This is a genomic window from Stutzerimonas frequens (genome assembly GCF_024448335.1).
Classification (GTDB): Bacteria; Pseudomonadota; Gammaproteobacteria; order Pseudomonadales; family Pseudomonadaceae; genus Stutzerimonas; species Stutzerimonas frequens.
This window is the reverse complement of sequence record NZ_JAMOHM010000020.1, coordinates 21,564-44,487: the sequence shown is the minus strand read 5'-3', so window position 1 is coordinate 44,487 and position 22,924 is coordinate 21,564. Positions and strand designations below refer to the sequence as shown.

Here is a 22,924-nt window from a genome sequence, read left to right as displayed (position 1 = left end):
CGCATGACGCGTTCGACCGGCCCGGCTCGCCAACGGGGGGCTGCCGGCGATGCCTAGCTTCCGCTACACCGGCCGCGATCTGCGTGGCGCGCGGGTAAGCGGCGCGCTGGAAGGTGCCAGTGCCGACGCCGTGGCCAGCGAGCTGATCTCACGGCAGATCACGCCGCTGACCATCGATGCGGAGCGGGCCCAGGCCGATAGCGTCGACGTGTTTGCCGTGCTGCGCGAAAAGCTGCGGCGCAAACGTGTCGATCTGGACGAACTGATCATCTTCAGCCGCCAGATGTACAGCCTGAACAAAGCTGGCGTGCCGATCATTCGCGCCATCGGCGGGCTGGCCGAATCCAATCGCAACCTGTATTTCCGCGGCATCCTGCAGGACGTGCGCGCCAGCCTCGAAAGCGGCCAGTCCATGGCCGTGGCGCTGAACGCGCATCCCAAGGTGTTCAACAATCTGTTCGTCAGCATGGTCAGCGTCGGCGAGAACACCGGTCAGCTCGATCAGGCGTTCAAGCAGCTGTCTGCCTATCTCGAGCTGGAACGCGAAACCCGCAAGCGCATCAAGCAGGCCACGCGTTATCCGATCTTCGTGCTGGTGGCCATGGGGGTGGCGCTCGGCGTCATCAACCTCCTGGTGATCCCGGCGTTCGCCAAAGTCTTCGCCCAGTTCCACGCGCAACTGCCGTGGGCCACGCGCGTGCTGATCGGCACCTCCAACTTCATGCGCGACTATTGGTGGCTGTTGCTGCTGGGCATCGTTGGCGGGCTTTACGCCTTCTTCAAATGGATCGAAACCGACGCCGGGCGCTTGCGCTGGGACCGCATCAAGCTGCGCCTGCCCATCGTCGGCGGCATCTTCGAACGTATCGCCCTGGCGCGCTTCACCCGCACCTTCGCGATGATGTATCGCGCCGGCGTGCCGTTGCTGCAGACCCTCTCGATCAACAGCGCCAGCGTCGGCAACCAGCATATCGGCCAGGCGATTCTCGGCATCCGCGAAAGCGTCGAGCGAGGCGAAGCACTGACCCGCTCGGCGCACAACTCCGGCCTGTTCACTCCATTGGTACTGCAGATGATGGCCGTCGGCGAAGAAACCGGCGCGCTGGATGACCTGTTCATCGAAGTCGCCGACTTCTACGAGCAGGAGGTGGACTATGACCTCAAGCAGCTGGCTGATGCCATCGAGCCGATTCTTATCGTGGCCATGGGCGTGATGGTGCTGATTCTTGCGCTGGGCGTGTTTCTGCCGATGTGGGAGCTGGGTGCGGCGGCGCGGGGCGGGGCATGACTCTGGTGCTGGATGCCCGAACGGCGCGCCAGTTCGGCTGGCGCGGGGCCTGGCTGGTACTGACGGTCACGCTGCTGGCCGGGGCGCTGCCCATCGCCTGGCGCGCCCTGCAAGTCAGCGAGGCGCGCGCGATGCAGGCCACGCGAGACAATCTGGCGCTCGGCCTTGCGGCACGCGCAGCGGAGGAGGTAGTGGCCGGACATGCACTGGATCGTCAGTGGCTGGCTGCCGACCCGTTCCGCCAGCTGCGCTGGCAGCCGGACGACTATTGCGGCGAGCTGGCCGATGGCGAGCGGCCGCGCCGGGGCTGCTGGCACTACCTGCCGCAAAGGGGCTGGGTGCTGTACCGCAGCCGTTTCCAGAGCGGTGCGTGGACGAACGCAATCCACGGCTACGCGCTGCGACGCGTGCCGGCCAAAGCAGTGGAGGGCTTACGGGACCGGGACGGGGTCGTGAGCCTGGAGCTAGAACCCGTCCCGGCCGGGCAACTGGCGAAATGGATGTCAGCTATCGAGGAGCAAGCAAGACGATGAAAAAAGACAAGGGGTTCACCCTGATTGAACTGGTGGTGGTGATCGCCATCCTGGGGATTCTGGCGGCGGTCGCACTGCCGCGCTTCATGAATGCCACGAAGGACGCGCATCGTTCGGCGGTTGCTGGGACCGCAGGCGCGCTGGGCTCGGCGGTCGCGCTCGTCCATGCGCAGTGGGAACTCAATCGCGCCAAGGGCGTGACCACTCCGGAAACGAACGTACAAGGCTTCGGTGAGGGCAATGTCGATGTCAATGCCGCCGGCTGGCCGGTGAATACCGAAGGCACCGCGCTGCACTGCACCAATGTCTGGCTGAACGTGTTGCAGGGCTCGGTTCCGACCATCGGCGGCTCCGACCCGGACTACGTGGCCAGCAAGAACAGTGGCAATACCGTTTGCACCTACACCTACCAGCGTGACGGCGGCGACGACGCCATCACCTATGACACCACCACCGGCCAAGTGGCCTTTACCTTCAACTAAGCGCGTTCCGGAGAATGCATATGAAAAAGCAACAAAGTGGTTTCACCCTGATCGAGCTGATCATGGTGATCGTAATTCTGGGGATTCTGGCGGCGTTTGCCTTGCCGCGGTTTGCGAATTTCAGTGGCCAGGCGCGGACATCTACCGTAGAGGGAATGGCTGGCGCCCTTCGTTCGGCTGCAGCAATTGCTCACGCCGCTCAGTTGGCCACCGCAAACTCGACGGGAGCTTCGTCGGTCACGCTTGAAGGCCAAGCTGTAACGATGATCGACGGTTATCCGACTGCGAACGCGGCTGGTATTGGCGCTGCTGCTCAAATTGACGGCTTTACGCTTGGTACTGGCGGTGCGGCCGCGGGGGATGTAATCACTTTCACTCCGGTCGGATTCACTGGAGCCAACTGTCTTGCTACCTACACTGCTGCAAATGCAGCAGCTAGTGACGCTACGGCTCGAGTCGCACGCGTCACCACGACCACTTCCGGATGTAACTAACGGATGCGCGGCTTCACCCTCGTCGAGCTGATCATGACACTCGTCATCATCGGCATCCTAGCCGCTGTGGTGGGGCCGCGTTTCTTCGATCGAAAGGTGTTCGACGAACGCCTGCTCTTTGAAGAAACGGTCTCGGCCGTGCGCTATGCGCAGAAGCTGGCCCTGGCCAGCGGCTGCCTGACCCAGGTCAGCCTGGGCGCGGGTGGCTATCGTCTGCGCCGAGCGGCGAACTGCACTTCGGGCGGCTTCAGCGCCGAAGTGCAGGGGCCGGACGGCCAGACACCCTTCGCCAACACCGAAGTGCCTGCGGGCGTTTCGGTGTCGACGACCAACTTTCCTGTGGTGTTCGACTCGCTGGGGCGTCCCTCCAGCGCGGCGAGCGCCTCCATTGGTGCGTTCACTTTCAGCGTGACCGCCGAAACCGGGCTGGTGCAATGAAACTCCAGCGCGGCATGACGCTGGTCGAGCTGGTGATCACCATCGTGATCATCGGTATCGCCGCTGCTGCACTTTATTCCGCCATGGCTGCTATCACCGGGCGCTCTGCCGATCCGATGCTGCGTCAGCAGAGTCTTGCGATTGCCGAGGCCTACCTGGAAGAAATTGAATTGCAGGCGTTTGCCCCGCAGGCGAACGCGGCGTGCAGCCCGGCGCGTGCCTGTTTCAACGATGTGCGCGACTATGCTGGGCTTTCCGAGGCGCCGCACGATGCCTTCGGTATTGCGATTGCTGACTTGGCAGGTTATAACGTCGCCGTTTCGGTGAACGGCCCAGACGCCTGGAGCGGCGTTCAGGCCCTGCGCATCGACGTCAGCGTAACCGATCCGTCTGGCGCCACTTTGCAGCTGAGCGGCTATCGCACCTGCTACGGCGAAACGGACGCCTCGGGGGCAAGTCTATGCCCCTGAAGTCGCGCGGCTTCACCCTGGTGGAGCTGGTTATGGTCATCGCACTGGCCGGCCTGGTGGCTGTGATGATTTCAACGGTGTTGGGCCGGCCGATGGAAAGCTTCGCGGCGCAGAGTCGTCGTGCCGAGCTGGTAGACCTTGGTGCTGGCGCCATGCAGCGTATGGCGCGCGATGTACGCCTCGCGGTTCCCAACTCGTTGCGGGTTTCAGCGGACGGCCAAGCCTTCGAGTTGTTGCTAATTCATAGCGCAGCGCGCTACAGGCCCAACCGCAACGACAGTGACGGGTTGCGCTTTGGCGAGGCCGCTTCCAATTGCGGAAGCACCACAGTCGATGGCACCTGTGATTCGGTGCAGGTTCTTACGCCTTCGCTCGATCTGTCCGGTGCGCGCTGGATGGTGCTCTACAACGTTGGCGCGCAATCAGGCACGACTCCCGTCGCGGGGGCAAATCTATGGGCCGGCGGTAACCCCGGGGTTATTACGCCGACCGGCACGACCTTTTCGCTTCGCAGTGGTGCGCCGACTGACGAGTCGCTCATCGCCCTTGGCAATTTGCCCAGCGGAGGCTTCCGTTTCGCCTTCGCTTCGCCGCAACGACGCCTGTATCTGTCTGAGCGCGTAGTGGGTTATCGCTGCCAGAATGGGCAGCTGGTGCGCTATAGCTATAACCAGCTGCTCGCGAGCCTGCCCTCGTCTCCGCCGCCAGGGTCAGCGCCGCAAGTGCTCGCCAGCGATGTCACGCAGTGTCAGTTCAGCTACCGAGCCGGTACAGCGCAGCGCGGTGGACTGCTGAGCCTCTCGCTCGGTATGACCCATGCTGGCGAAACCCTTCGGTTGACGCAACAGGTCCATGTCGACAATGCACCTTGACCGCCCTTTCCCGAGACGCGCGGCCGGCTTCGGGCTGGTCGCTGCGCTGTTTCTGATGGTGATCGTGGCGCTGATCATTCTGACGATGGCTCGACTGTCGACGACCCAACACGGAACGGTCAGCCTCTCCATTCAACAGGCTCGTGCCTATCAGGCCGCCAACGCGGGCTTGGAGTGGGGTATTGCGCGGGCTCTCGAGGGGGGGAGCTGCGCCTCGGGCGCGTCGCCGACGCTCAGCGGCAGTGGCCTCGATGACTTCGTCCTGCGCGTCGAGTGCCACCGGGATGACTACCTGGACGCCGCCGGCGCGAGTATCAGTCTATATCGCCTCATCGCTACTGCCGAGAACGGCCAGCCTGGGGCGAAAGCGGACTATGCCTATCGACAATTGAGTGCCGTGGTGGAAGGGAAACCCTGATGAAGAGAGCCATGCGTGACGTTCTGCTCGTCTGTTTCGCCCTGGTTTGCTCCGGGCTGGCCTGGAGCGCCGACGTGGGAATCTGTTCGGAGAATTTCCCGGACGGCCTGCAGAGTTACAACCGTGGTCAAATCTCTTTTGACGGCTTCGCCCAATTGCAGGGTAGTCCCGATGGTGTGCTACATGCCGGGGCAATTTACCGACATCGGCTTTGGTCGTTGTTTGCACCAACCTGTACGACGAAGCAGTGCCAAGCTAGTGGCACTAACGGTCCGTTGCAGTCGGCAGGCAGTTTTCCAAGTTTCGTTGGTCAGAAGGATGTGCTTGTTCTTCCTAACCGAGAAGAGCAGCTGGATGCTGATTCGCGCAACCGCTATGGAGTTTGGGACATTAAGAAGCGTGCGCGCTTGGCTGTCCGCAGCGGAGGCCAAAATTTTTATATCGAAGAGGTGCGGATGGCGGATGACGCCATCCTTGAACTTTCGGCTGGCGACTATTGGATCGGGTCGCTCAATACCGGCAAGGCTTCGCAGATTCAGGTCGTTGGCAACGGAAGAGTACGACTGTTCGTTCGTGACTCGGCTAGCTTTGGAGAACGCTCATTGCTCAATTCACCCGCGAACGAGAGCACCGGGGCTTCAAGCAAGCTTTTCTTCTACGGCTACAAGAATGTCGGTTTTGGCACTAACTCAACCATTAGCGGTTATTTATACAGTGAGCAAAACGTCACTCTTGGGGACACATCATCGCTCTACGGCGCCGTGACAGCTGCGAACATTTCACTAGGTTCGAATGCGACCGTTGTGTATATGGCACCAACTGGTAGCTGTGCCAAACCCACTGAGCTTCGGTTGAGCTGGTTGCTCGACGAAGGGAGCTGGACCGGGGCGCTCGGTGAGGTCAAGGATGCATCAGGAAACGGACTTGCGGGTCGGTCAGTTAACGGTGCCATGACTGACTTTGCCGAGCCTGCGTTAAGAGAGGAGGGTAATCTTGGTACCTGTGGATATGGGCGCTTCCGATCTGCTGCACAACAGTATGTTCAAACGCCCCACAATGATCTGTTGACTCTGCAAGATAGTTTCACGATCGGGTTATGGGTTAAGCCCAGAAGCCTTCCTCCTACTGATCTCATGTCGATCCTTTCAAAAGACGAGAACTACGAATTTCATCTGAACCCCGACGGTACGGTGAACTGGTGGTGGCGGACCACCGGGCCGACTTCAACGGTCCATTTCAACAGCAACAAAGCGCTAAAAGTCGGGGAGTGGAGTCATGTTCTAATCCGTTACACGCCTGGTGATCAGCGGATTTTCATTAACGGTGCCGAGGCTGGGAGGGCGAAGTTTTCTGGAACACCGGTGGCCAACACCGATCCGTTGCAACTGGGGTGGGACCAGTTGGCTGGCCGCTATTTCAACGGTGAACTGGATGAGCTCCGCATTTATGACGGCGCTCTCAGCGATAGTGAGGTTGCCGCGTTGGCAGTGGAACGACACGCTTGCTCGCGTCGGCTCCAATGCTTCGGCGATACCTTCGATGACGCGCTCAGTAACGATTGGGTAGCTTCCAGCCGTGGCAGGACGGCGTTCACGCCAGCTGTTTACGGCGAGCGTCTCCGGTTGACCAGTAACGCTACTAACGTAGCTACCGCTACGGCTCTGCAAAGGCTCTTCCCGGCGCAGGGAAACTTCATCCAAGTTGAATTTGATTACTACGCATATAACGGCACTGGTGCCGATGGCATCGCAGTGATTCTGTCCGACGCTACTCAGACCCCTCAGCCGGGGGGATTCGGTGGCTCACTAGGGTATGCGCAACTCAACGACAACGCGAATAAGGTCAGCGGTTTTGCGGGCGGATGGCTCGGGATCGCTCTAGACGAGTACGGTAACTTCTCTACCCGGGGCGAAGGGCGCGAGGGGGGGCGAACCGACCGGATACCAGACTCAGTAAGCGTGCGAGGCGCGGGCAATGGGCTCGTTGGCTACCGTTACCTGGCCGGCACGGAAAGCTCGCTCCGCCCGGGTGTTGACGATGCGAGCAGTAAAAGTGCAGCGCCCGGGCATCGGTATAGGATAACCGTCGATGCACGGAATGAAGGCCAGGCACTAGTTACGGTAGAACGCAAGACGGACTCGGGATTTGAGGTTCTGCCCAACCTCAACAAGTACAACGTCATGGCTGCCGGCAATGGCCAGCCGGCGATGCCAGATCGGTTCTTCTTGTCTTTTACAGGCTCCACCGGTGCGTCGACCAACATCCACGAAATCGACAATCTCAATGTCTGCGCGACGGAAATTCAGTCCATCGGCCAACAGATCCACCACTTCGATCTCCGCTATGTCTCTCCGTCACTGACCTGTAATCCGCAGGAGGTCACGGTTACCGCCTGCCTGAATGCGGACTGCTCTCAGGTCTACAGCGACCCTGTAACGGCGGCTCTAACCGCCGAAGGTGCAGTATGGAAGGGCGGTAACCAGCTGAGTTTTTCCGGCGGGACTGCAAAAGCTATGGTTCAAGTAACCCGCCCTGGGGATGCGACAATTGGGGTCGGCGGATCCACGCCCCCGGCTCTGTCCTTCGGCGAAACCACCTGCTCCACGGTTGGGTGCAAACTGGTAGGCGTGGAGAGCGGGTTTATCGTCGACGTACCAACACTCATCGCCAACCGCCCTCAATCCAATGTCTGGTTACGCGCTGTCAAGGCTGACCCAAGGGACCCGCAGAAGTGCGTGGCCGGGTTTGGCGACGGGACCAAAAGTATTGGTTTTAATGTCACCTACGATTCGCCGAGTACCGGCAGCCGGGCGGTTAGCATTAACGAAACGCCGATCAGTACGACGCCAACCGGTTCGGCAACCGGGTTCACTCCGCTGACCTTGAAGTTCGATGCCGAGGCTAAAGCTCCCCTTACTGTCAGCTATTCCGATGCAGGAAGGATGAACCTCAACGTTCGATATGCGCCTACCGAGGGCGACGAGCGGGGGCTGGTCATGCTGGGAGCAGATCAGTTCGTCAGCAAACCGTACGGAATCCACATCGAGACGGATATCGACAAGCGCGCGCCGAACAAACGTTGCAATGGAGCGACGATAGATGAATGTCGAGAAGTCTTCATCGCGGCTGGAGAGCCGTTTCCGGTGCGCTTCCGGGCGGTAGGGTGGGGCGGCTCTGACAGTGAGCCGCGGACCGCACTATCGCTAGTAGATAACATCACCACGCCGAACTTTGCGCTGAGTGCCGCGAGCGGTGCGTTCAAGTTGGAACAGACGCTGATGGCGCCAGCTGGCGGTGACCCCGGGGCGCTCAGCGCTAGATCTTATAACCATGCTTTAGGCGAAGTGACTACTGTGGCGGCACAGAGCATTTCCGAGGTTGGGATCTTCCAGCTCACCGCCAGCCCGAATCAAGGCGTCAGTTACCTCGGTGAGTCCGTCGACGGCGGCGTCAGCAACCTCATTGGCCGCTTTATCCCCGCTCGTCTAGGGGTGGCCGCGGTCGCCAGCCTTACTCCAAGTTGCGGTGCGTTCAGCTATCAGGGGCAGCCTATCGACTTTGCACCGGGTTTCGAGCCTCAGGTAACGGTGACCGGCTACAGCAGCGCCGGGTCGGTCACGAACAATTATGATCGCGGGCCGTTCTGGCGGTTGGGCTCGCCGACACGTGAGGCGTATCGATCGGTCGTCGGCAAGAAGTCATTGGATGATCGGTTGATCACGCAGGGAGCTTCTAGTGAGGTAATGGAGGGTATGGACGACGGTGATGGTGCGCGGATGTACCGATGGTCCGGTGAGCAGCTTATCTACGAACCGGGCGCCGCGCCTTCGCCAGATGATCTTCCCTTCGTTGCTGTAGTGGAACAGACACTCACGGCAGCGGGCCTAACGGATCTGGATGGAGCCTGTTACTCGACGGCTGGCTTTGGTTGTCAATCATACAATTACGAGTTTACGCAGAGTCCTGGCAGCGAAATTCGACTTGGTCGGCTATCACTCGGTAACGCTCACGGTTCGGAATTGCAGGGACTGGATTTACCCATAACTATCGAAACTTGGCAGGCACTTGGAACAACCTCAGGCTTCAGACCAGAGAACGATCAATGCACAGTCTCTGTAACGGTAGGCGAGCCTTCGCTGCAGGCATTCAGCGGTGATCTTTCGCAGGGGGAAACCTTGGCGAAGGTGAGCATGCTGCTTGGCGGCAATGGCGTTATAGGGCTGAGTGCGCCGGGACAGGGCAATCAGGGCAACGTCAAGGTTGCGCTGCCGCTGATGCCCGAATGGCTTAAATACGATTGGGTCGGTGGAGGAAGAGAATCTGCAACCGGGCTGGCAAGCTTTGGCATATACCGCGGCTCGCCACCGCTGATTTTTCGCCGCGAAGTTTATCGCTAGAAGCAAGAAGGCCGCTCCCGGGAGCGGCCTTCTTGCTTGGGTATAAAAGAGGGGATTCCCGGCCTGCCTGTACCGAGGTCCCCGAAACTGGTCGCTAGAGTCTATGCACTGCGTGTGCCAGTTTCGTTTCAGTCTCGGTGGCCGGCCAAGGGCGCGATCTGCCTGGCGGCGGTCGCGCTGTTGCGATTGGTCGGCGGGTCGAGGTAACGGTCTGCGTTCGGATTCGGTGCAGCGCTGGCTGCTGTGCCCGATTGTGGCGCGTCAGTTCTGGTCGGGCCAGAAGCGGATCGGCGCGCCCTCTGCTGGCCACAGGCGCAACTGGTCGATGTTCGATACGTCCCAGCGCTCGACTCGGCTGAGCAGATCGAGGAAGCGTTGCTCCTGCTCCATGAGCTCTGGCATGCACATCTTGCGCGTGCTGCCGATGTTCTCGAAGCGCAGGGTTTGACCTTCCAGGTGATAGCTGGCGAACCAGTGGTTGCAGCCGGCATTGCCGTAGGCGCGCTCGGCCGAGAGGGTCAGCGAAACCGGCGTGCGGCCGACCACCGCATCATCACCGATCCACTCGGCGACATAGGTGACATCGTTCTGCAGTGTCAGCGGTTCCACGGCGCAGCCGGAGGCGGCCAGCGTGATGGCGAGCAACGGGATGGTGTAGCGGTGCATCATCGAGCTTCCTTGCAAGTGGGGCAGAAATGCTGACCGTCCCGGCTGGCCCAGCCGAGTTCGGCGATACGGGCTTCGGCAGCCGGAGCTTGTGCCGTTGCACCGAGTGCCGCGTCGACGGCGAACTCGAAGTCCAGCTGTTTGCCGCAGCCATTGCAGTCGACCTGCCAGTTATGGATTGCCAGCTCGCGAAATACCGGCCCGCTGGCCACGGCCATCCATTGCCCGGGCGGGTTGATCAGGTGACGGACCTTTTCAACGGTCAGCCGCTGGGAAAGGTCGCGGCTGCCTTTGAGGGTTACCAGCAGGGTGTCGCCGCTGCGAATCGAACCGCCATTACCGGTGACCTGATAGCGGCCCGGCGCCAGGGCGCGGCATTCGGTGAGCGTGTGGGCGGGGTTGAGCAGGGTGTAGCGGAAGTCGTGTTCGGCCATGACTCGTGTTCGACGCTGAGTTGTGCGTGCAATGCTAGCACGAGCCCCGGCGGCAGGCGCGCCGCCGGGACGAATCGAGCGTGAGGGATCGAAGATCACTGTGCCGGAGCGGGGTTGGACTTGCCGAAGGTGTCCTCGAAGAAGCGCTGCATGTCGCGCCAGGAGCGTTCGTCCGCGGCTTTCTGATAGGCCACGTCGAGGCCATTCTTCTGATGGGCATCGGCACCGGGGTTGGTGAAACCGTGCTTGGCGCCCGGCAGGCTGACGAATTGGTAGTCGGCGCCAGCCTTGACCATCTCGACGTTCAGCGCGGCGATGTCATCGCTGCTGATCATGCTGTCTTCGGCACCATGCTCGACCAGCACGCGCGCCTTGACGCTGCCCGGCGCGGCGCGGGTTTCGGTGGCTAGCGCGCCATGGAAGCTGACCACGCCGTCCAGTGGCACGCCCTGGCGCGCCATGTCCAGCACCACCTTGCCGCCGAAGCAGTAGCCCACCGCGCCGAGCTTGTCGGTATCCGTCTGGGCCTGCTCCTTGAGCAGATCCAGCCCGGCATTGAAGCGGCCTTTGGCCGCATCGGCGTCCTTCAAGGCGGCCTGCATGAAGCCCATGGCGTCCTTGGGGTGCTCGGTGTTCTTGCCTTCGCCGTACATGTCGATGGCCAGGGCGCTGTAGCCGAGTTCGGCGAGGTCGCGGGCGCGTTGCTTGGCGTAGTCGTTCAGGCCCCACCATTCGTGCACCACGACGATGCCGGGGCGCTTGCCTTCGATGGCGTCGTCGTAGGCGTAATAGCCGATCATCTTGGTGCCATCGGCAGCGGTGTAGTGGATTTCCTGGGTTTGTACCGCGGCGTTGGCAGTGACGCTGGCAGCCATGAGCAGGCCGAGTAGGCAGTGGCGCATCATGAGGTCTCCTTGACGGGCATGAGGTGAAAGAGGCGGTTCGACGAAGAATAGCGGGTGTTCGACTGGACGCGCAGCGCCCGGGTTCGTCTGGCGGCGCGATGGGGATGGCTGAAAACGAAAAAGCCCCGCCGGCTGGCAGGGCTTCGTTCGTCGAGCATGGTTGCGGTGTCAGCCGCCCAGGTAGGCGTCGCGCACCTTCGGATCGGTCAGCAGATCCTCGCCGCTACCCTGCATGACGATGTGGCCGTTCTCCAGTACGTAACCGCGGTCGGCCAACTTGAGCGCCTGGTTGGCATTCTGCTCGACCAGGAACACCGTCACGCCATCCTCGCGCAGCTGTTCGATGATCTCGAAGATCTGCTGGATGATGATCGGCGCCAGTCCCAGCGACGGCTCGTCGAGCAGCAGCAGCTTGGGCTTGCTCATAAGCGCGCGGGCGATGGCGAGCATCTGCTGTTCACCACCGGACATGGTGCCGCCGCGCTGCTGATAGCGTTCCTTGAGCCGCGGAAACAGGCCGAGCACCTTGTCCAGCTGCTCCTGGAAATCGGCCTTGCCAGTGAAGAAACCGCCCATGGACAGGTTCTCTTCAACGGTCAGACGAGCAAAGATCCGCCGCCCTTCAGGCACCACGGCAATGGCCTTGCGCATGATGTCGCAGGTCTGCTGGCCGACCAGCTCTTCACCCTGGAAACGGATGCTTCCGCTGGCCGCCTGTGGCGAGCCGCAGAGGGTCATTAGCAGGGTCGACTTGCCGGCACCGTTGGCGCCGATCAGGGTGACGATTTCGCCCTGTTCGACCTGCACGTTGATGTCGTGCAGGGCCTGGATCTTGCCGTAGAAGGTCGAGACGTTTTCGAAAGTCAGCATGCTTACGCCTCTCCCAGATAGGCTTTGATCACGTCCGGGTTGTTGCGGACCTGCTCGGGCGTACCGTTGGCCAGCGGGGTGCCCTGGTTGATCACGTAGATGTGGTCGGAAATGCTCATGACCAGCTTCATGTCGTGCTCGATCAGCAGCACGGTGACGCCGTGCTCGTCGCGCAGCATGGCGATCAGCGCCTTGAGGTCCTCGGTCTCCTTCGGGTTCAGGCCGGCGGCCGGCTCGTCGAGCATGAGGATGCGCGGGCGCGTCATCATGCAGCGGGCGATCTCCAGGCGGCGCTGCTGGCCGTAAGCGAGGGTGCCCGCCGGGCGGTTGGCGATGTCGGTGAGGTTCACCTGTTCCAGCCAGTGTGCAGCGAACTCCATGGCCTCGCGTTCGCTCTGGCGGAACGCCGGCGTCTTCAGCAGACCGGCGAGGAAGTTGGTGTTCAGGTGCCGGTGTTGCGCCACCAGCAGGTTTTCCACCGCCGTCATGTCCTTGAACAGGCGGACGTTCTGGAAGGTGCGCACTACGCCCTGGCGGGCGATCTTGTGGCCGGGCAGGCCGTGGATCGGCGTGCCGTCGAGGAGAATTTCCCCCGCGGTCGGCTGATAGAAGCCGGTCAGGCAGTTGAACACTGTGGTCTTGCCGGCGCCGTTGGGGCCGATCATCGATACCACTTGCTTGTCATGTACCTTCAGCCCCACCTCGTTGACAGCCAGCAGGCCGCCAAAACGCATCATCAGGCCGCGTACTTCTAGAATCGGGCGGCTCATTGCTTCAGCTCCAGGTGTGGGCGTTGCATCGGCAGCAGGCCTTGCGGACGCCAGATCATCATCAGCACCATCAGGGCGCCGAACATCAACATGCGGTATTCGCTGAATTCGCGCATCAGCTCAGGCAGCAGGATCATCACGATGGCGGCGAGGATCACCCCGAGCTGCGAGCCCATGCCGCCCAGCACGACGATGGCGAGAATGATCGCCGACTCGATGAAGGTGAACGACTCCGGCGAGACCAGCCCCTGGCGTGCGGCGAAGAAGCTGCCGGCGAACCCAGCGAAGGTCGCGCCGAGGGTGAAGGCCGAGAGCTTGATCACGGTGGGGTTCATGCCCAGGGCGCGGCAGGCGATCTCGTCTTCGCGCAGGGCTTCCCAGGCGCGACCGATCGGCATGCGCAGCAGACGGTTGATCACGAACAGCGTCAGCAGCACCAGCAGCAGGGCGATCAGGTAGAGAAAGATCACCTTGTTCACCGAGTTGTAGGCGATGCCGAAATACTCGTGGAACGTCTGCATGCCCTCGGCGGCGCGGCGGTCGAAGGACAGGCCGAACAGCGTCGGTTTTTCGATGCCGCTGATGCCGTTCGGGCCGCCGGTGAGATCGGTCATGTTGCGCAGCAGGATGCGGATGATCTCGCCGAAGCCGAGGGTCACGATAGCCAGGTAGTCACCGCGCAGGCGTAGGACCGGGAAGCCGAGCAGGAAGCCGAACAGTGCGGCCATCGCCCCGGCGATCGGCAGCGCGGTCCAGAAACCGACCCCGTAGTAATGCGAGAGCAGCGCGTAGGTATAGGCGCCGACGGCATAGAAACCGACATAACCCAGGTCGAGCAGGCCGGCCAATCCCACGACGATGTTCAGGCCGAGGCCGAGCATCACGTAGATCAGGATCAGGGTGGCGATATCCACCGCGCCGCGCGAACCATAGAACGGCCACGCCAGCGCGAGCACGATCAGCCCCAGAATGATCCAGCGCTGGGTCGACGGCAGGGTAAGGAAGCTACCGGCACCGGCTGGCACGCTCGGCAGGCTCGGGCTGGCCGCCCAGCCGGCGGCCAGATGGGTGCGGAACAGTTGCCAGACGAACATGGCCACCGCGCAGGCGGCGATGATCCAGAAGGTGCTCGCCTCGGCGCCATGCACTTCGACGCGGATGCCGACGGTGGTGAGCTTCAGGCCGAACACCGGCACCGCCACGGCGATGACCAGCAGGGCGCTGAAGAAGGCTGTACGAAGATTGCCGGTCATACCTTTTCGACCTCCGGGCGGCCGAGGATGCCGGTGGGGCGGAACAGCAACACGAGCACGAGCAGGCTGAAGGCCACCACATCCTTGTACTGATCACCGAAGATGTCGGCACCGAAGGCTTCGGCCACGCCGAGCACCAGACCACCGAGCATGGCCCCGGGGATGCTGCCGATGCCGCCGAGAACCGCGGCGGTGAATGCCTTGATGCCGGCCAGGAAGCCGATGTGCGGGTTGATCACGCCATACTGCATGCTGATCAGCACCGCCGCGACGGCAGCCAGAGCTGCGCCGATGACGAAGGTCAGGGCGATGATGCCGTTGGTGTTGATGCCCAGCAGGTTGGCCATCTTCAGATCCTCGGCGCAGGCGCGGCAGGCACGGCCCAGGCGCGAGCGGGAGATGAACAGCGTGAGGCCGTACATGGCGACGAAGGTGACCACGAAGATCAGGATCTGCATGTAGGAGATCACCACGCCATTCATGGTGCTTTCGCCGAAGACCAGATTGCCCGGCATCAGGTTGGGGATGGCCTTGTCCTTGGAGTCCTGGGCCAGCAGCACGACGTTCTGCAGGAAGATCGACATGCCGATCGCCGAGATCAGCGGGATCAGCCGATTACTGCCGCGCAGCGGGCGATAGGCGACCCGTTCGATGCTGTAGCCGTAGGCGCTGGTGACGATCATGGCCGCGACGAAGGCGCCGATCATCAGGATGGGCAGGGCGTCCAGGCCCATCATCGACAGGCCGACAATGGCGATGAACGTGACATACGAGCCGATCATGTACACCTCGCCGTGGGCGAAGTTGATCATGCCGATGATGCCGTACACCATCGTGTAGCCGATGGCGATCAGCGCGTAGGTGCTGCCAACGGTCAGCCCGTTGATCAGCTGTTGTAGGTAGTGGTAAAGCTCAGGCATCACTGCTCTCCGAAGTCCCTGCAATTCCATCCGGTCTGGCTGCGCTGCCCACGTCGAACACACCGCCCACCCTGGCGCGGCGCCACTGCGGTACGGCCCCCTGCGGATCACGCACGGCGCCGGTTCGAGGCGGGCCTGCTGTTCAGGCCGCTCGCTGGATTACAGGTATGGCAAGACGGCCCGGTGCTTGTGGCAGGGCCGCCCGCTAAAACAAAGCCCACAAGCGAGTGTGGGCTTTGCGAGGCTGATGGAAATTACTTGGCTTCGGTCTTGGTGCCGTCCTGGTGCCATTCATAGACGACGAAGTTGAAGTTCTTCAGGTCGCCTTTCTCGTCGAACTCCAGGACGCCGGTCGGGGTATCGAAGCTGTTGCTGCGCAGCGCTTCGGCGACCTTGTCGGTGTCGGTACTGCCCGCTTTCTCGATGCCTTCGGCGATGACCTGAACCGCAGCATAGGCCGGGAACACGAACGGACCGCTCGGATCCTGCTTCTTGGCCTTGAAGGCCTCGACCAGTTCCTTGTTGCGCGGATCCTGGTCGAAGGATTTCGGCAGCGTTACGTACATACCTTCGGAGGCCGGGCCGGCAATGGCGGAGATTTCCGAGTTGCCGACGCCTTCCGGACCCATGAAGCGCACGTTCAGGCCCTTTTCCTTGGACTGGCGCAGCAGCAGACCCAGTTCCGGGTGGTAGCCGCCGTAATAGACGAAGTCGACGCCTTCGCGCTTGAGCTTGGCGATCAGCGAGGAGAAATCCTTGTCGCCGGCATTGATGCCTTCGAACAGGCCGACCTTGACGTTCTTGCTTTCCAGGGTCTGCTTGACGGCAGTGGCGATGCCTTCGCCGTACTGCTGCTTGTCGTGGATGACCGCGACGTTCTTCGGTTTGACGTGGTCGGCGATGAAGTTGCCGGCGGTCGGGCCTTGCAGGCTGTCGAGGCCGATGGTGCGGAAGATCAGTTCGTAACCGCGGGAGGTGATGTCCGGGCTGGTGGACGCCGCGGTAATCATCAGGATGCCTTCGTCCTCATAGATGTCGGATGCCGGCTGAGTGGAGCTGGAGCAGAGGTGGCCGACGACGAACTGCACTTCGTCGTTGACGATCTTGTTGGCTACCGCCACGGCCTGCTTCGGATCGCAGGCGTCGTCGTAGCGCACGCCCTCGAGTTGCTGACCGTTCACCCCGCCGGCCTTGTTGATCTGCTCGATGGCCATTTCGGCCCCGATGAACTGCATGTCCCCGTACTGCGCCACCGGCCCGGTTACCGGCCCTGCCAATCCGATGCGGATGGTATCGGCGGCCAGGGTGTAGCTGGCTGCGCCGGTCAGTGCCATTGCCAGGAAAATTTTCGAAAGACGCTGCTTGGTCTTCATAAGTGCTCCACTTGCATCGTTATTGTTTGAATCCTGCGGGCCGGAGGGCCGTTAAGAGGCGAACATCCCGAAACGCTCCGGCAACTGTACCGGCACAGTGTAGAAGTGTCTCCTCCGTTTGCACAGCCGGCAGATTCAACCGTTTGATGGGAATTGGGGCGCGGGTATCATGGCGCCCTTTTCGTTACGGACGAATCCCATGGCCGACGACGCAAGCACTCTTTATGCCAAGCTGCTGGGCGAAACCGCAGCGATCACCTGGCAGGAACTGCAACCCTTCTTTGCCCGCGGCGCATTGCTGCAGGTGGCCGGCGAGGCCGATCTGGTCGAGGTGGCGGTGGCAGTAGCCGAAGACGATCAGACCAAGGTGGCCGCCTGGCTGACCAGCGGCCAGTTGACGAAGATGCCTGCCGAGCAGGCGCAAGACTGGCTGGAGCGCGATCCCGACCTGTGGGCCGTGGTAGTCGCACCCTGGGTGCTGGTGCAGGAACGCGTCGGCAAACCTGCACTGCACTGAAAAGGGGCGAGGCTCGCGAGCTGCCAGGTGTGGAGCCAGCCCGCACCCGAAGGTTTAGCCGAGCTTCTTGCAGACCTCTTTGCGGTTTGGCATCTGCTTGCATTTTTCGCTGAGTGCGCGCAGTTCACTCTCATTGTTCTTGAGCTTATGGGCGAGCATCTTTTCGACAATGAACTGTTCCTGTGAACCCAGGTGGCGTTCAGCCCGTTCAATGGTCGCAAGGGCTGCACCTGCATCGCCATTGTTCAGATGGTAGTGAACCAGTTGTTCGTAGACTTCCGGTCCCGCTAGCGACCAGTCCTTGATCGCGTTGAGCTGTGCCAGGGCACGACGTTTGTCTCCGGTTGCCATGTGGACGTTGAAAAGGCTACGACGAATGCCTGGCTGGTTAGCCACCGGAGACTTGAGGGCTCGCTCGGCCAAGGTTCGGGCATCCTTGAGATTCTTCTGAGCCAGGGCTTCATTGGCTCCGTAGGCGCTCCTGTAAGCGTCCAGTGAGGCTTTCACGCTTGGCGCGTTGCGGACTGTAAGCCAGTTCCGTTTATTCACCCGGTTGTAGCGCTCGGCATCGTACTCGCGCTGCAGATAATGGCGCAGGTCGTCGTCGCGACGCTGGGCTGACATGTGTGAGCGGGTGAGGTGTTGGCCGACTGCGCTGACGGTGGTCATCAGGCCCTGATTGACGAACGTGTTGATCTCCTGAGTAAAGCCGTTCAGGTCGAGGCGCTGCAGCGAATCCTGCATCGCGCTCCGTCTAGCCTGTATGAAACCAGCCATGAGGGGTTCCTGCTTGCCCTGAAAGTCGCTGAGTCGCTGCAGGCTATGGCTGGCACCGCGCGGCGCGTAATGCGCGCGGATTAGCAGATCGGTACCCAGCAGATCTGCCTGGTCTTCCTGGGCACGACCCCAGGCGGTGTTCCATACGTTGTCCGAAAAGGTGTTGGCGAGAGAGGTGTAGAGCACTGTATCGCCGATAGCCCTCTGCGTGGCTTGCGGATTCTTGCTGACCACCTTCCACTTCGATGCTCCGCGATCCAGACGAGAGTCGGCGACCATCGTCGCAATGACCGCGGTAGTGGCAATGTTGGTCAGCAGTTCGCGCTGCTCGTTGAAGGCTTGGCGGCGATCATGGTGACGCAGCAGCACATGGCTCATTTCATGGGCCAGCATCGCCGCAATTTCGTCCTCGCTTTCTACGCTTTCCAGCATGCCGAGCGGCACGTAGAGATTGCCGTACGGGTCGGCTGATGGCCCGAACGAGTAACTGTCGGTGACCGTTATCCGCAACTGTGGCTGTTCACCAGGCCAACCCTTGGCGAGGCGTTCGACGATGCCTTGCAGATAGTTCTGCAGCGCAGGAATCAGCACTACGTTCTGTTGGCGGATTTCATTGGCTGGCAGGTTACGACCGTCATAGCTAAGTCGCAGGTTTTGGGTGTGTTGCGGATCGAGGCGGAAGTAACTGCGAACCTCCTCCTGCTCCAGGTATTTGCCCTGGAATCTGCTTTGTGTGCTTTGCCCGGCAAGATTGATCAGCGCGTCGGGTGCTCCTTTGAGCGTGCTGCATCCGCCGAGACAAGCCAGCAGTAGGGCCGACGCCAATGCGGCCGGCTTAGGCAATAGATCAGTTCTTCGCACAGCCGGCCCCGTACCCAATGGTGGAGAGATTGGTTGCGCTTTCTGCGCGGGCCTTGGGTAGCGCTGCACACGGCATTGGCACGGTCTTGCCTTGACTCAGGCGGACATCCACACCGTCCAGCCAGACCAGCTGCCCGGCTACCTCGACCTGCACCAGTTCAAGATCGTCATTCCACTGCTGTGCGGCCAGTGGTGTGGCGGGTAACTCGGCGCGTGCAACCTTCTTCAGCAAACGACCCTCCGCATCAAGGAGGGCGATCGGATCGTTGGTGTATTGCTCGACGGTCAATCCGGCCGCGTAGCTGGTACTGCTGAGCAGCAGGGCGCAGAGCAGGGTGAGGGGTGTGCGCATGATGACTCCTTTCGTGTGCTGGTCGAGGGGAGGGAGGGGCATTCCGGTTCTTCTGGCAATAGCACGCCAATCAGCAGCAACAAGCCAAGGATGTTCACTGGAGAGACACGCAAGTGATAAAGCAGCAGGCTGATTAGCAGCAGACAGAGCGTCGCGCCGAGCGCGAACGCCAGGCGATGCTTGGGCGATAGTCCTGCGCGGGCCGAGTGAAACCAGAGAGTGATCAGGGCAAAGAAGAACTCGAGCAGGTCCAGGACATCGATTTCGGTATTCAACAGCTGGGGTGGTGCGGCGATGTATTTCTGGTCGTACTCGATCAAGTTATCCAGCGCCATGGCGTGGGCGTAAACGCCCGGCAGCTTGCCGTGAACTGGGGAGCTGGTGAGGTCCTCGGCGGAGCTGATCGAGGCACCGACCAAAACCAGGCGATCGCCAAGCAGCTCTCGCAACAAGGCTCGCTCCTCCGGTACGGTCGTAGCCAGAGCACTCGCGGTAATCGTCAGGTGATACGGACAGCGTGCTTCCGCAGGAGCGCTGATGCGCCAGAACACTGCCTGAGCAATCTGGCTAAGAATTCTGCTCCAGAGTCCGGATGACGAAGCACATTGGCTGACGTCGCTCACCAGACGCTGCTCTCGCGCCGGGTCACCGCCCCATTGCAGAGCGATCGGCGGCTGCTCCCCGGCGAGCTGCGCCGTTGCTGGTAGCGGCGGGCAGGCATGGCTTGAGCAGTAGCGTCGGTACAACGCGAAGGCCGCACTGTCCATCCAGCCGTGCGCGGTTTCGGCTGCCAGCGGATACTGATCTTCATAACCGCTCCAGCTCACGAGTGCCGGCTCGCTGACTTCGGTAAAGATCGGCAGGGCATTGGATTCAGCGCTGCCGGAGTTGGCGAGATACAGCGGCACGCCGGCAGCTCGATAGCGTTCGAACACGTTGGACAGGAGTCGGCTGCTATCGCTGTTGCGTCCGCGGGAGTGGTCATAGCTGTACATCAGGTCAACCATGACCGCGGCTGGCCGATAGGCCAGGAGCTGGCGGAAAAGCTTGCTCTGTTCGCTGTAGGGCAGTGGCCAATGGCTTTCGCGCTGGCGCAGAAAAGCGTCATCGATGATGACAACGGCGATTTGCTCTCTGGCGCCGGCATCGCCGTAGGCGTTGGCTTGCAATTGGTTGAGCAGGCGGGACGATGCGCCATCGGTGGCCGTAGTCAGGCCGAAGGGATCGAGCAGGATTGCCAGTAATGCCAATACGGTTCTTAACGTAGACAACTGGCGCGGTAGGGCCGGCACTTCATCATCCTTGATGATTCCAAAACGACATCACGGATGTTCGGTGAATTAGTTCACAAAAGTCAACGGAGTCGGCCGCGACGATTAGCCTCTTACCCAGCGCTGCCTGGCCCAGGCGCTCAGACTGTCCACCGCCAGCACCATCGTCAGCATGGCGAGAATAACTGTCGAGGCCTGGGCTTCCTGGAACAGGCTGAGACTCATGTAGAGCATTTGGCCGAGGCCCCCGGCGCCGACGAAGCCCAGCACGCTGGCCATGCGGATGTTGTTTTCCCAGCGATACAGCGTGTAGGCCACCAGTTGCGGCCAGAGCGAGGGCAGGGTGCCGTAGCAGAACGCTGCGATGCGGCCGCTACCGGCCAGGCGCAGGGCGTCGGCGGGGGGCGGCGGAGTGTTTTCCAGCGCTTCGGCGAACAGCCGCCCCAACACCCCGGCCGTGTGCAGCGCCAGCGCCAGGGTGCCGGCGTTGGGTCCTAGGCCAGCGGCGAGCACCATCAGCGCCGCCCACACCAGTTCCGGAATCGCCCGTAGTGCATTGAGCAACAGCCGCGACGCCGCTTGCGCGAGCAGACCGAAGCGCCCGGCCGCCGGTAGCGCCAGCAGCAGGCCGAGCAGCGCGGCGAGCAGGGTGCCAATGGCCGACATGGCCAGGGTTTCCAGCGTGCCGTGAGCGATCGCCCGCAGATGACTGGCCGATAGATCCGGGGTCATGAAGCCTGACGCGTAGGCAGCCATCTGGGTCAGGCCGTCGCGGCTGAGCAGCGCGGCGCTGTCCAGTTGCAGGAAGGCGAATGCTGCCACCACGGCACCGAGCAGACCCAGCGGGATGAGCAGGCGCGACAGCACCCTCATGCGAACCTCCAGCGCAGCAGCCGGCTGAGCAGGTCCGCCAGCAGCACCAGGGCGAGGAAGGTCAACAGCATGCTGGCCACCTCGCCGCCAGCGAACATGCGCATCGACAGATCCATCTGCTGACCCAGGCCGCCGGCGCCGACGAAGCCCATCACCACCGATGCACGAATCGCGCATTCCCAGCGGTAGACGCTGTAGGACAGCATCTCTCCAGTGGCCTGCGGCAGCACGCCGTAGAAGAACGCCTGCAGCCGGGAGGCACCGCCGCCGAGCAGCGCGCGGGCCGGCAGCGGGTCGACCGATTCGAAGATCTCCGCGTAGACCTTGCCGAGCATGCCGGCGTAGGTGATGGCGATGGCCAGCACGCCGGCCGTTGGGCCGAGGCCGACGGCGCGGACGAACAGCAGCGCCCAGACGATTTCCGGGATGCTGCGTAGCACGATCAGCAGGCCGCGTACCGGCCAGCGCAGCGCGTGGGTCCACCAGGCCGGACGGCCGCCTCGGCTGAGCGCCGAAAGCGACAGCGCGCGGGTGGCGAGAAGGGCGCAAGGGATGGCGATGGCCAGCGCCAGAGTCATGCCGGCGGTGGCGATGGCCAGGGTTTCCAGCGTCGCCTGCCAGAGCAGGGCGAGGAATTCGCTGCCATGCTCCGGCGGCCAGAAGGCCGAAACGAAGCTGCCCATGGTATCGGCGTTGCTGCCGTCGAACAGCACGCCCAGGTCCAGCTCGCTCAACCGCAGGCCCGGCCACAGCAGCGCCACGGCCAGCAGTGTCAGCAGCAGGCGAGAGGTGGCGGCAGGGTCGCGAGGAACGAGCGCGGGGTTCAGCATCGCGGAATGTTCAGCTGCACGCGCGGCGCCGGCGCCGGTGCCGGCGTGTGTTCGAGCTGCTCGTTGGCGTACAGCGCAGCCAGTTCGCCCGGGCCGATTTCGGTGGCCGATTTGTCGAACAGGATGCGCCCGTCCCGCACACCGATGACGCGCGGGAAGTGCTCCAGTGCCAGCTCCACCGCATGCAGGCTGGCCAGCAGGGTGGCGTTGCGCCGTTGCGCCTCGCAATTGAGCAGGCCGAGGGTGTGGCTAGCCAACACCGGGTCCATAGCCGAAACGGGTTCGTCAGCGAGGATCAAGTCCGCACCCTGGTAGAGCATGCGGGCAATACCGACGCGCTGCAGCTGACCGCCGGAGAGCTGATCGCAGCGCATGTACAGCTTGTCCGCCAGGTCCAGGCGACCGAGTGCGTCTGCAGCGCCCTGGCGATCCAGTGGGTAGATCAGGCTGAGCAGGCTTTTGGCGAGCGACCACTGGCCGAGACGACCGGCCAGCACCGCGGTGATGACCCGTTGCCGCGGTGGCAGCGGCGGCGCCTGGTGGATCAGGCCAATGCGTGTGCGCAGGCGCTGGCGAGCCCCGGTGGAGAGCGACCAGGGACTCTGTCCGAGCAGCTCGATTTCGCCGCCGTCAGGCTTGAGCGCCGTGGCCAGCAATCGCAGCAGGGTGGTCTTGCCAGCACCGGACGGGCCGATGATAGCAACGCGCTCGCCGGGTGCGACCGCCAGGTCGATGCCCCGCAGCGCCAGCTGGCCACCAGCGTGCGTGTGATCGACACCGGCAAGCCTCAGCGCCGGGCCGTGCGCTGCGGCGTGGTCCGGCGTCTGGGTGGTTTGCAGGCTGTTCATGAGCGACGCGAA

General features: G+C 62.2%; 24 protein-coding genes. 10 read left to right on the top strand and 14 right to left on the bottom strand.

Annotation, left to right across the window (positions count from 1 at the left end; translation table 11 throughout):
- The first annotated feature begins 49 nt into the window (after positions 1-49).
- The 9 genes from NAO55_RS20025 to NAO55_RS19985 are packed head-to-tail and all read left to right on the top strand — an operon-like array spanning position 50 to position 9,392.
- Complete coding sequence (locus NAO55_RS20025) at positions 50-1,288, top strand: type II secretion system F family protein (RefSeq protein ID WP_102839887.1); 1,239 nt, start codon at positions 50-52, stop codon at positions 1,286-1,288.
- On the top strand, positions 1,285-1,821 hold the full coding sequence (locus NAO55_RS20020) for a hypothetical protein (RefSeq protein ID WP_102839888.1): 537 nt from the start codon (positions 1,285-1,287) through the stop codon (positions 1,819-1,821). Before NAO55_RS20025 ends, NAO55_RS20020 begins: the two co-directional genes overlap by 4 nt.
- The gene (locus NAO55_RS20935; protein WP_061341075.1) at positions 1,818-2,303 is read left to right on the top strand and encodes a type II secretion system protein; all 486 of its coding nucleotides are present in this window, start codon (positions 1,818-1,820) and stop codon (positions 2,301-2,303) included. The genes NAO55_RS20020 and NAO55_RS20935 overlap by 4 nt, the downstream gene beginning before the upstream one ends.
- A 20-nt stretch (positions 2,304-2,323) precedes the next feature.
- Complete coding sequence (locus tag NAO55_RS20930) at positions 2,324-2,797, top strand: pilin (RefSeq protein ID WP_102839889.1); 474 nt, start codon at positions 2,324-2,326, stop codon at positions 2,795-2,797.
- A 3-nt stretch (positions 2,798-2,800) separates the two neighbouring features.
- Positions 2,801-3,235 carry a pilus assembly FimT family protein gene (locus NAO55_RS20005; protein WP_102839890.1) on the top strand — a complete coding sequence of 145 codons (435 nt, stop codon included), beginning with the start codon at positions 2,801-2,803 and terminating at the stop codon, positions 3,233-3,235.
- Entirely contained in the window at positions 3,232-3,705 is a 474-nt protein-coding gene (locus NAO55_RS20000; protein WP_102839891.1) for a prepilin-type N-terminal cleavage/methylation domain-containing protein, read from the top strand. The genes NAO55_RS20005 and NAO55_RS20000 overlap by 4 nt, the downstream gene beginning before the upstream one ends.
- Positions 3,696-4,577, top strand: coding sequence for a PulJ/GspJ family protein (locus tag NAO55_RS19995; RefSeq protein ID WP_102839892.1), 882 nt, complete (start codon positions 3,696-3,698; stop codon positions 4,575-4,577). The genes NAO55_RS20000 and NAO55_RS19995 overlap by 10 nt, the downstream gene beginning before the upstream one ends.
- Positions 4,558-4,995, top strand: coding sequence for a pilus assembly PilX family protein (locus NAO55_RS19990; protein WP_232244561.1), 438 nt, complete (start codon positions 4,558-4,560; stop codon positions 4,993-4,995). Before NAO55_RS19995 ends, NAO55_RS19990 begins: the two co-directional genes overlap by 20 nt.
- 11 nt (positions 4,996-5,006) lie before the next feature.
- Positions 5,007-9,392: a LamG-like jellyroll fold domain-containing protein gene (locus NAO55_RS19985; RefSeq protein WP_180981627.1), complete on the top strand. Its 4,386-nt coding sequence runs from the start codon at positions 5,007-5,009 to the stop codon at positions 9,390-9,392.
- Between the two features lie 261 nt (positions 9,393-9,653).
- Here NAO55_RS19985 and NAO55_RS19980 read toward each other — a convergent pair whose 3' ends face one another.
- The 8 genes from NAO55_RS19980 to NAO55_RS19945 all read right to left on the bottom strand — a co-directional run bounded on the left by NAO55_RS19980 (position 9,654) and on the right by NAO55_RS19945 (position 16,583).
- Positions 9,654-10,058 (bottom strand): META domain-containing protein, encoded by a 405-nt coding sequence (locus NAO55_RS19980; protein WP_102840391.1) that lies wholly within the window; start codon positions 10,056-10,058, stop codon positions 9,654-9,656.
- The gene (locus NAO55_RS19975) at positions 10,058-10,492 is read right to left on the bottom strand and encodes a hypothetical protein (protein WP_102839894.1); all 435 of its coding nucleotides are present in this window, start codon (positions 10,490-10,492) and stop codon (positions 10,058-10,060) included. Before NAO55_RS19975 ends, NAO55_RS19980 begins: the two co-directional genes overlap by 1 nt.
- 95 nt (positions 10,493-10,587) lie before the next feature.
- The gene (locus tag NAO55_RS19970) at positions 10,588-11,394 is read right to left on the bottom strand and encodes a dienelactone hydrolase family protein (RefSeq protein WP_102840392.1); all 807 of its coding nucleotides are present in this window, start codon (positions 11,392-11,394) and stop codon (positions 10,588-10,590) included.
- Between the two features lie 171 nt (positions 11,395-11,565).
- Positions 11,566-12,267: an ABC transporter ATP-binding protein gene (locus tag NAO55_RS19965; RefSeq protein ID WP_102839895.1), complete on the bottom strand. Its 702-nt coding sequence runs from the start codon at positions 12,265-12,267 to the stop codon at positions 11,566-11,568.
- A 2-nt stretch (positions 12,268-12,269) separates the two neighbouring features.
- Positions 12,270-13,037: a high-affinity branched-chain amino acid ABC transporter ATP-binding protein LivG gene (gene livG, locus NAO55_RS19960; protein ID WP_102839896.1), complete on the bottom strand. Its 768-nt coding sequence runs from the start codon at positions 13,035-13,037 to the stop codon at positions 12,270-12,272.
- Complete coding sequence (locus NAO55_RS19955) at positions 13,034-14,290, bottom strand: high-affinity branched-chain amino acid ABC transporter permease LivM (RefSeq protein ID WP_102839897.1); 1,257 nt, start codon at positions 14,288-14,290, stop codon at positions 13,034-13,036. Before NAO55_RS19955 ends, livG begins: the two co-directional genes overlap by 4 nt.
- Positions 14,287-15,210, bottom strand: a complete 924-nt coding sequence (gene livH, locus NAO55_RS19950; protein WP_102839898.1) for a high-affinity branched-chain amino acid ABC transporter permease LivH — start codon at positions 15,208-15,210, stop codon at positions 14,287-14,289. The genes NAO55_RS19955 and livH overlap by 4 nt, the downstream gene beginning before the upstream one ends.
- 254 nt (positions 15,211-15,464) lie before the next feature.
- Entirely contained in the window at positions 15,465-16,583 is a 1,119-nt protein-coding gene (locus tag NAO55_RS19945; protein ID WP_102839899.1) for a branched-chain amino acid ABC transporter substrate-binding protein, read from the bottom strand.
- 199 nt (positions 16,584-16,782) lie between these two features.
- Between NAO55_RS19945 and NAO55_RS19940 the strand changes: the two genes are divergently transcribed.
- On the top strand, positions 16,783-17,100 hold the full coding sequence (locus NAO55_RS19940) for a DUF2288 domain-containing protein (RefSeq protein WP_102839900.1): 318 nt from the start codon (positions 16,783-16,785) through the stop codon (positions 17,098-17,100).
- 54 nt (positions 17,101-17,154) lie between these two features.
- Here the strand turns inward: NAO55_RS19940 and NAO55_RS19935 are convergent, their stop codons facing one another.
- The 6 genes from NAO55_RS19935 to NAO55_RS19910 all read right to left on the bottom strand — a co-directional run bounded on the left by NAO55_RS19935 (position 17,155) and on the right by NAO55_RS19910 (position 22,912).
- A complete protein-coding gene (locus NAO55_RS19935; RefSeq protein ID WP_180981628.1) occupies positions 17,155-18,720 on the bottom strand; it encodes a M48 family metallopeptidase in 1,566 nt (521 codons plus the stop codon).
- 4 nt (positions 18,721-18,724) lie between these two features.
- On the bottom strand, positions 18,725-19,090 hold the full coding sequence (locus NAO55_RS19930; RefSeq protein ID WP_102839902.1) for a hypothetical protein: 366 nt from the start codon (positions 19,088-19,090) through the stop codon (positions 18,725-18,727).
- Positions 19,024-20,382, bottom strand: a complete 1,359-nt coding sequence (locus NAO55_RS19925) for a CHASE2 domain-containing protein (protein ID WP_102839903.1) — start codon at positions 20,380-20,382, stop codon at positions 19,024-19,026. Before NAO55_RS19925 ends, NAO55_RS19930 begins: the two co-directional genes overlap by 67 nt.
- 84 nt (positions 20,383-20,466) lie before the next feature.
- Positions 20,467-21,234 (bottom strand): phosphonate ABC transporter, permease protein PhnE, encoded by a 768-nt coding sequence (gene phnE, locus NAO55_RS19920; RefSeq protein WP_102839904.1) that lies wholly within the window; start codon positions 21,232-21,234, stop codon positions 20,467-20,469.
- Positions 21,231-22,064, bottom strand: coding sequence for a PhnE/PtxC family ABC transporter permease (locus tag NAO55_RS19915; protein ID WP_102839905.1), 834 nt, complete (start codon positions 22,062-22,064; stop codon positions 21,231-21,233). The genes phnE and NAO55_RS19915 overlap by 4 nt, the downstream gene beginning before the upstream one ends.
- The gene (locus NAO55_RS19910; protein ID WP_102839906.1) at positions 22,058-22,912 is read right to left on the bottom strand and encodes a phosphonate ABC transporter ATP-binding protein; all 855 of its coding nucleotides are present in this window, start codon (positions 22,910-22,912) and stop codon (positions 22,058-22,060) included. The genes NAO55_RS19915 and NAO55_RS19910 overlap by 7 nt, the downstream gene beginning before the upstream one ends.
- Positions 22,913-22,924 lie beyond the last annotated feature (12 nt).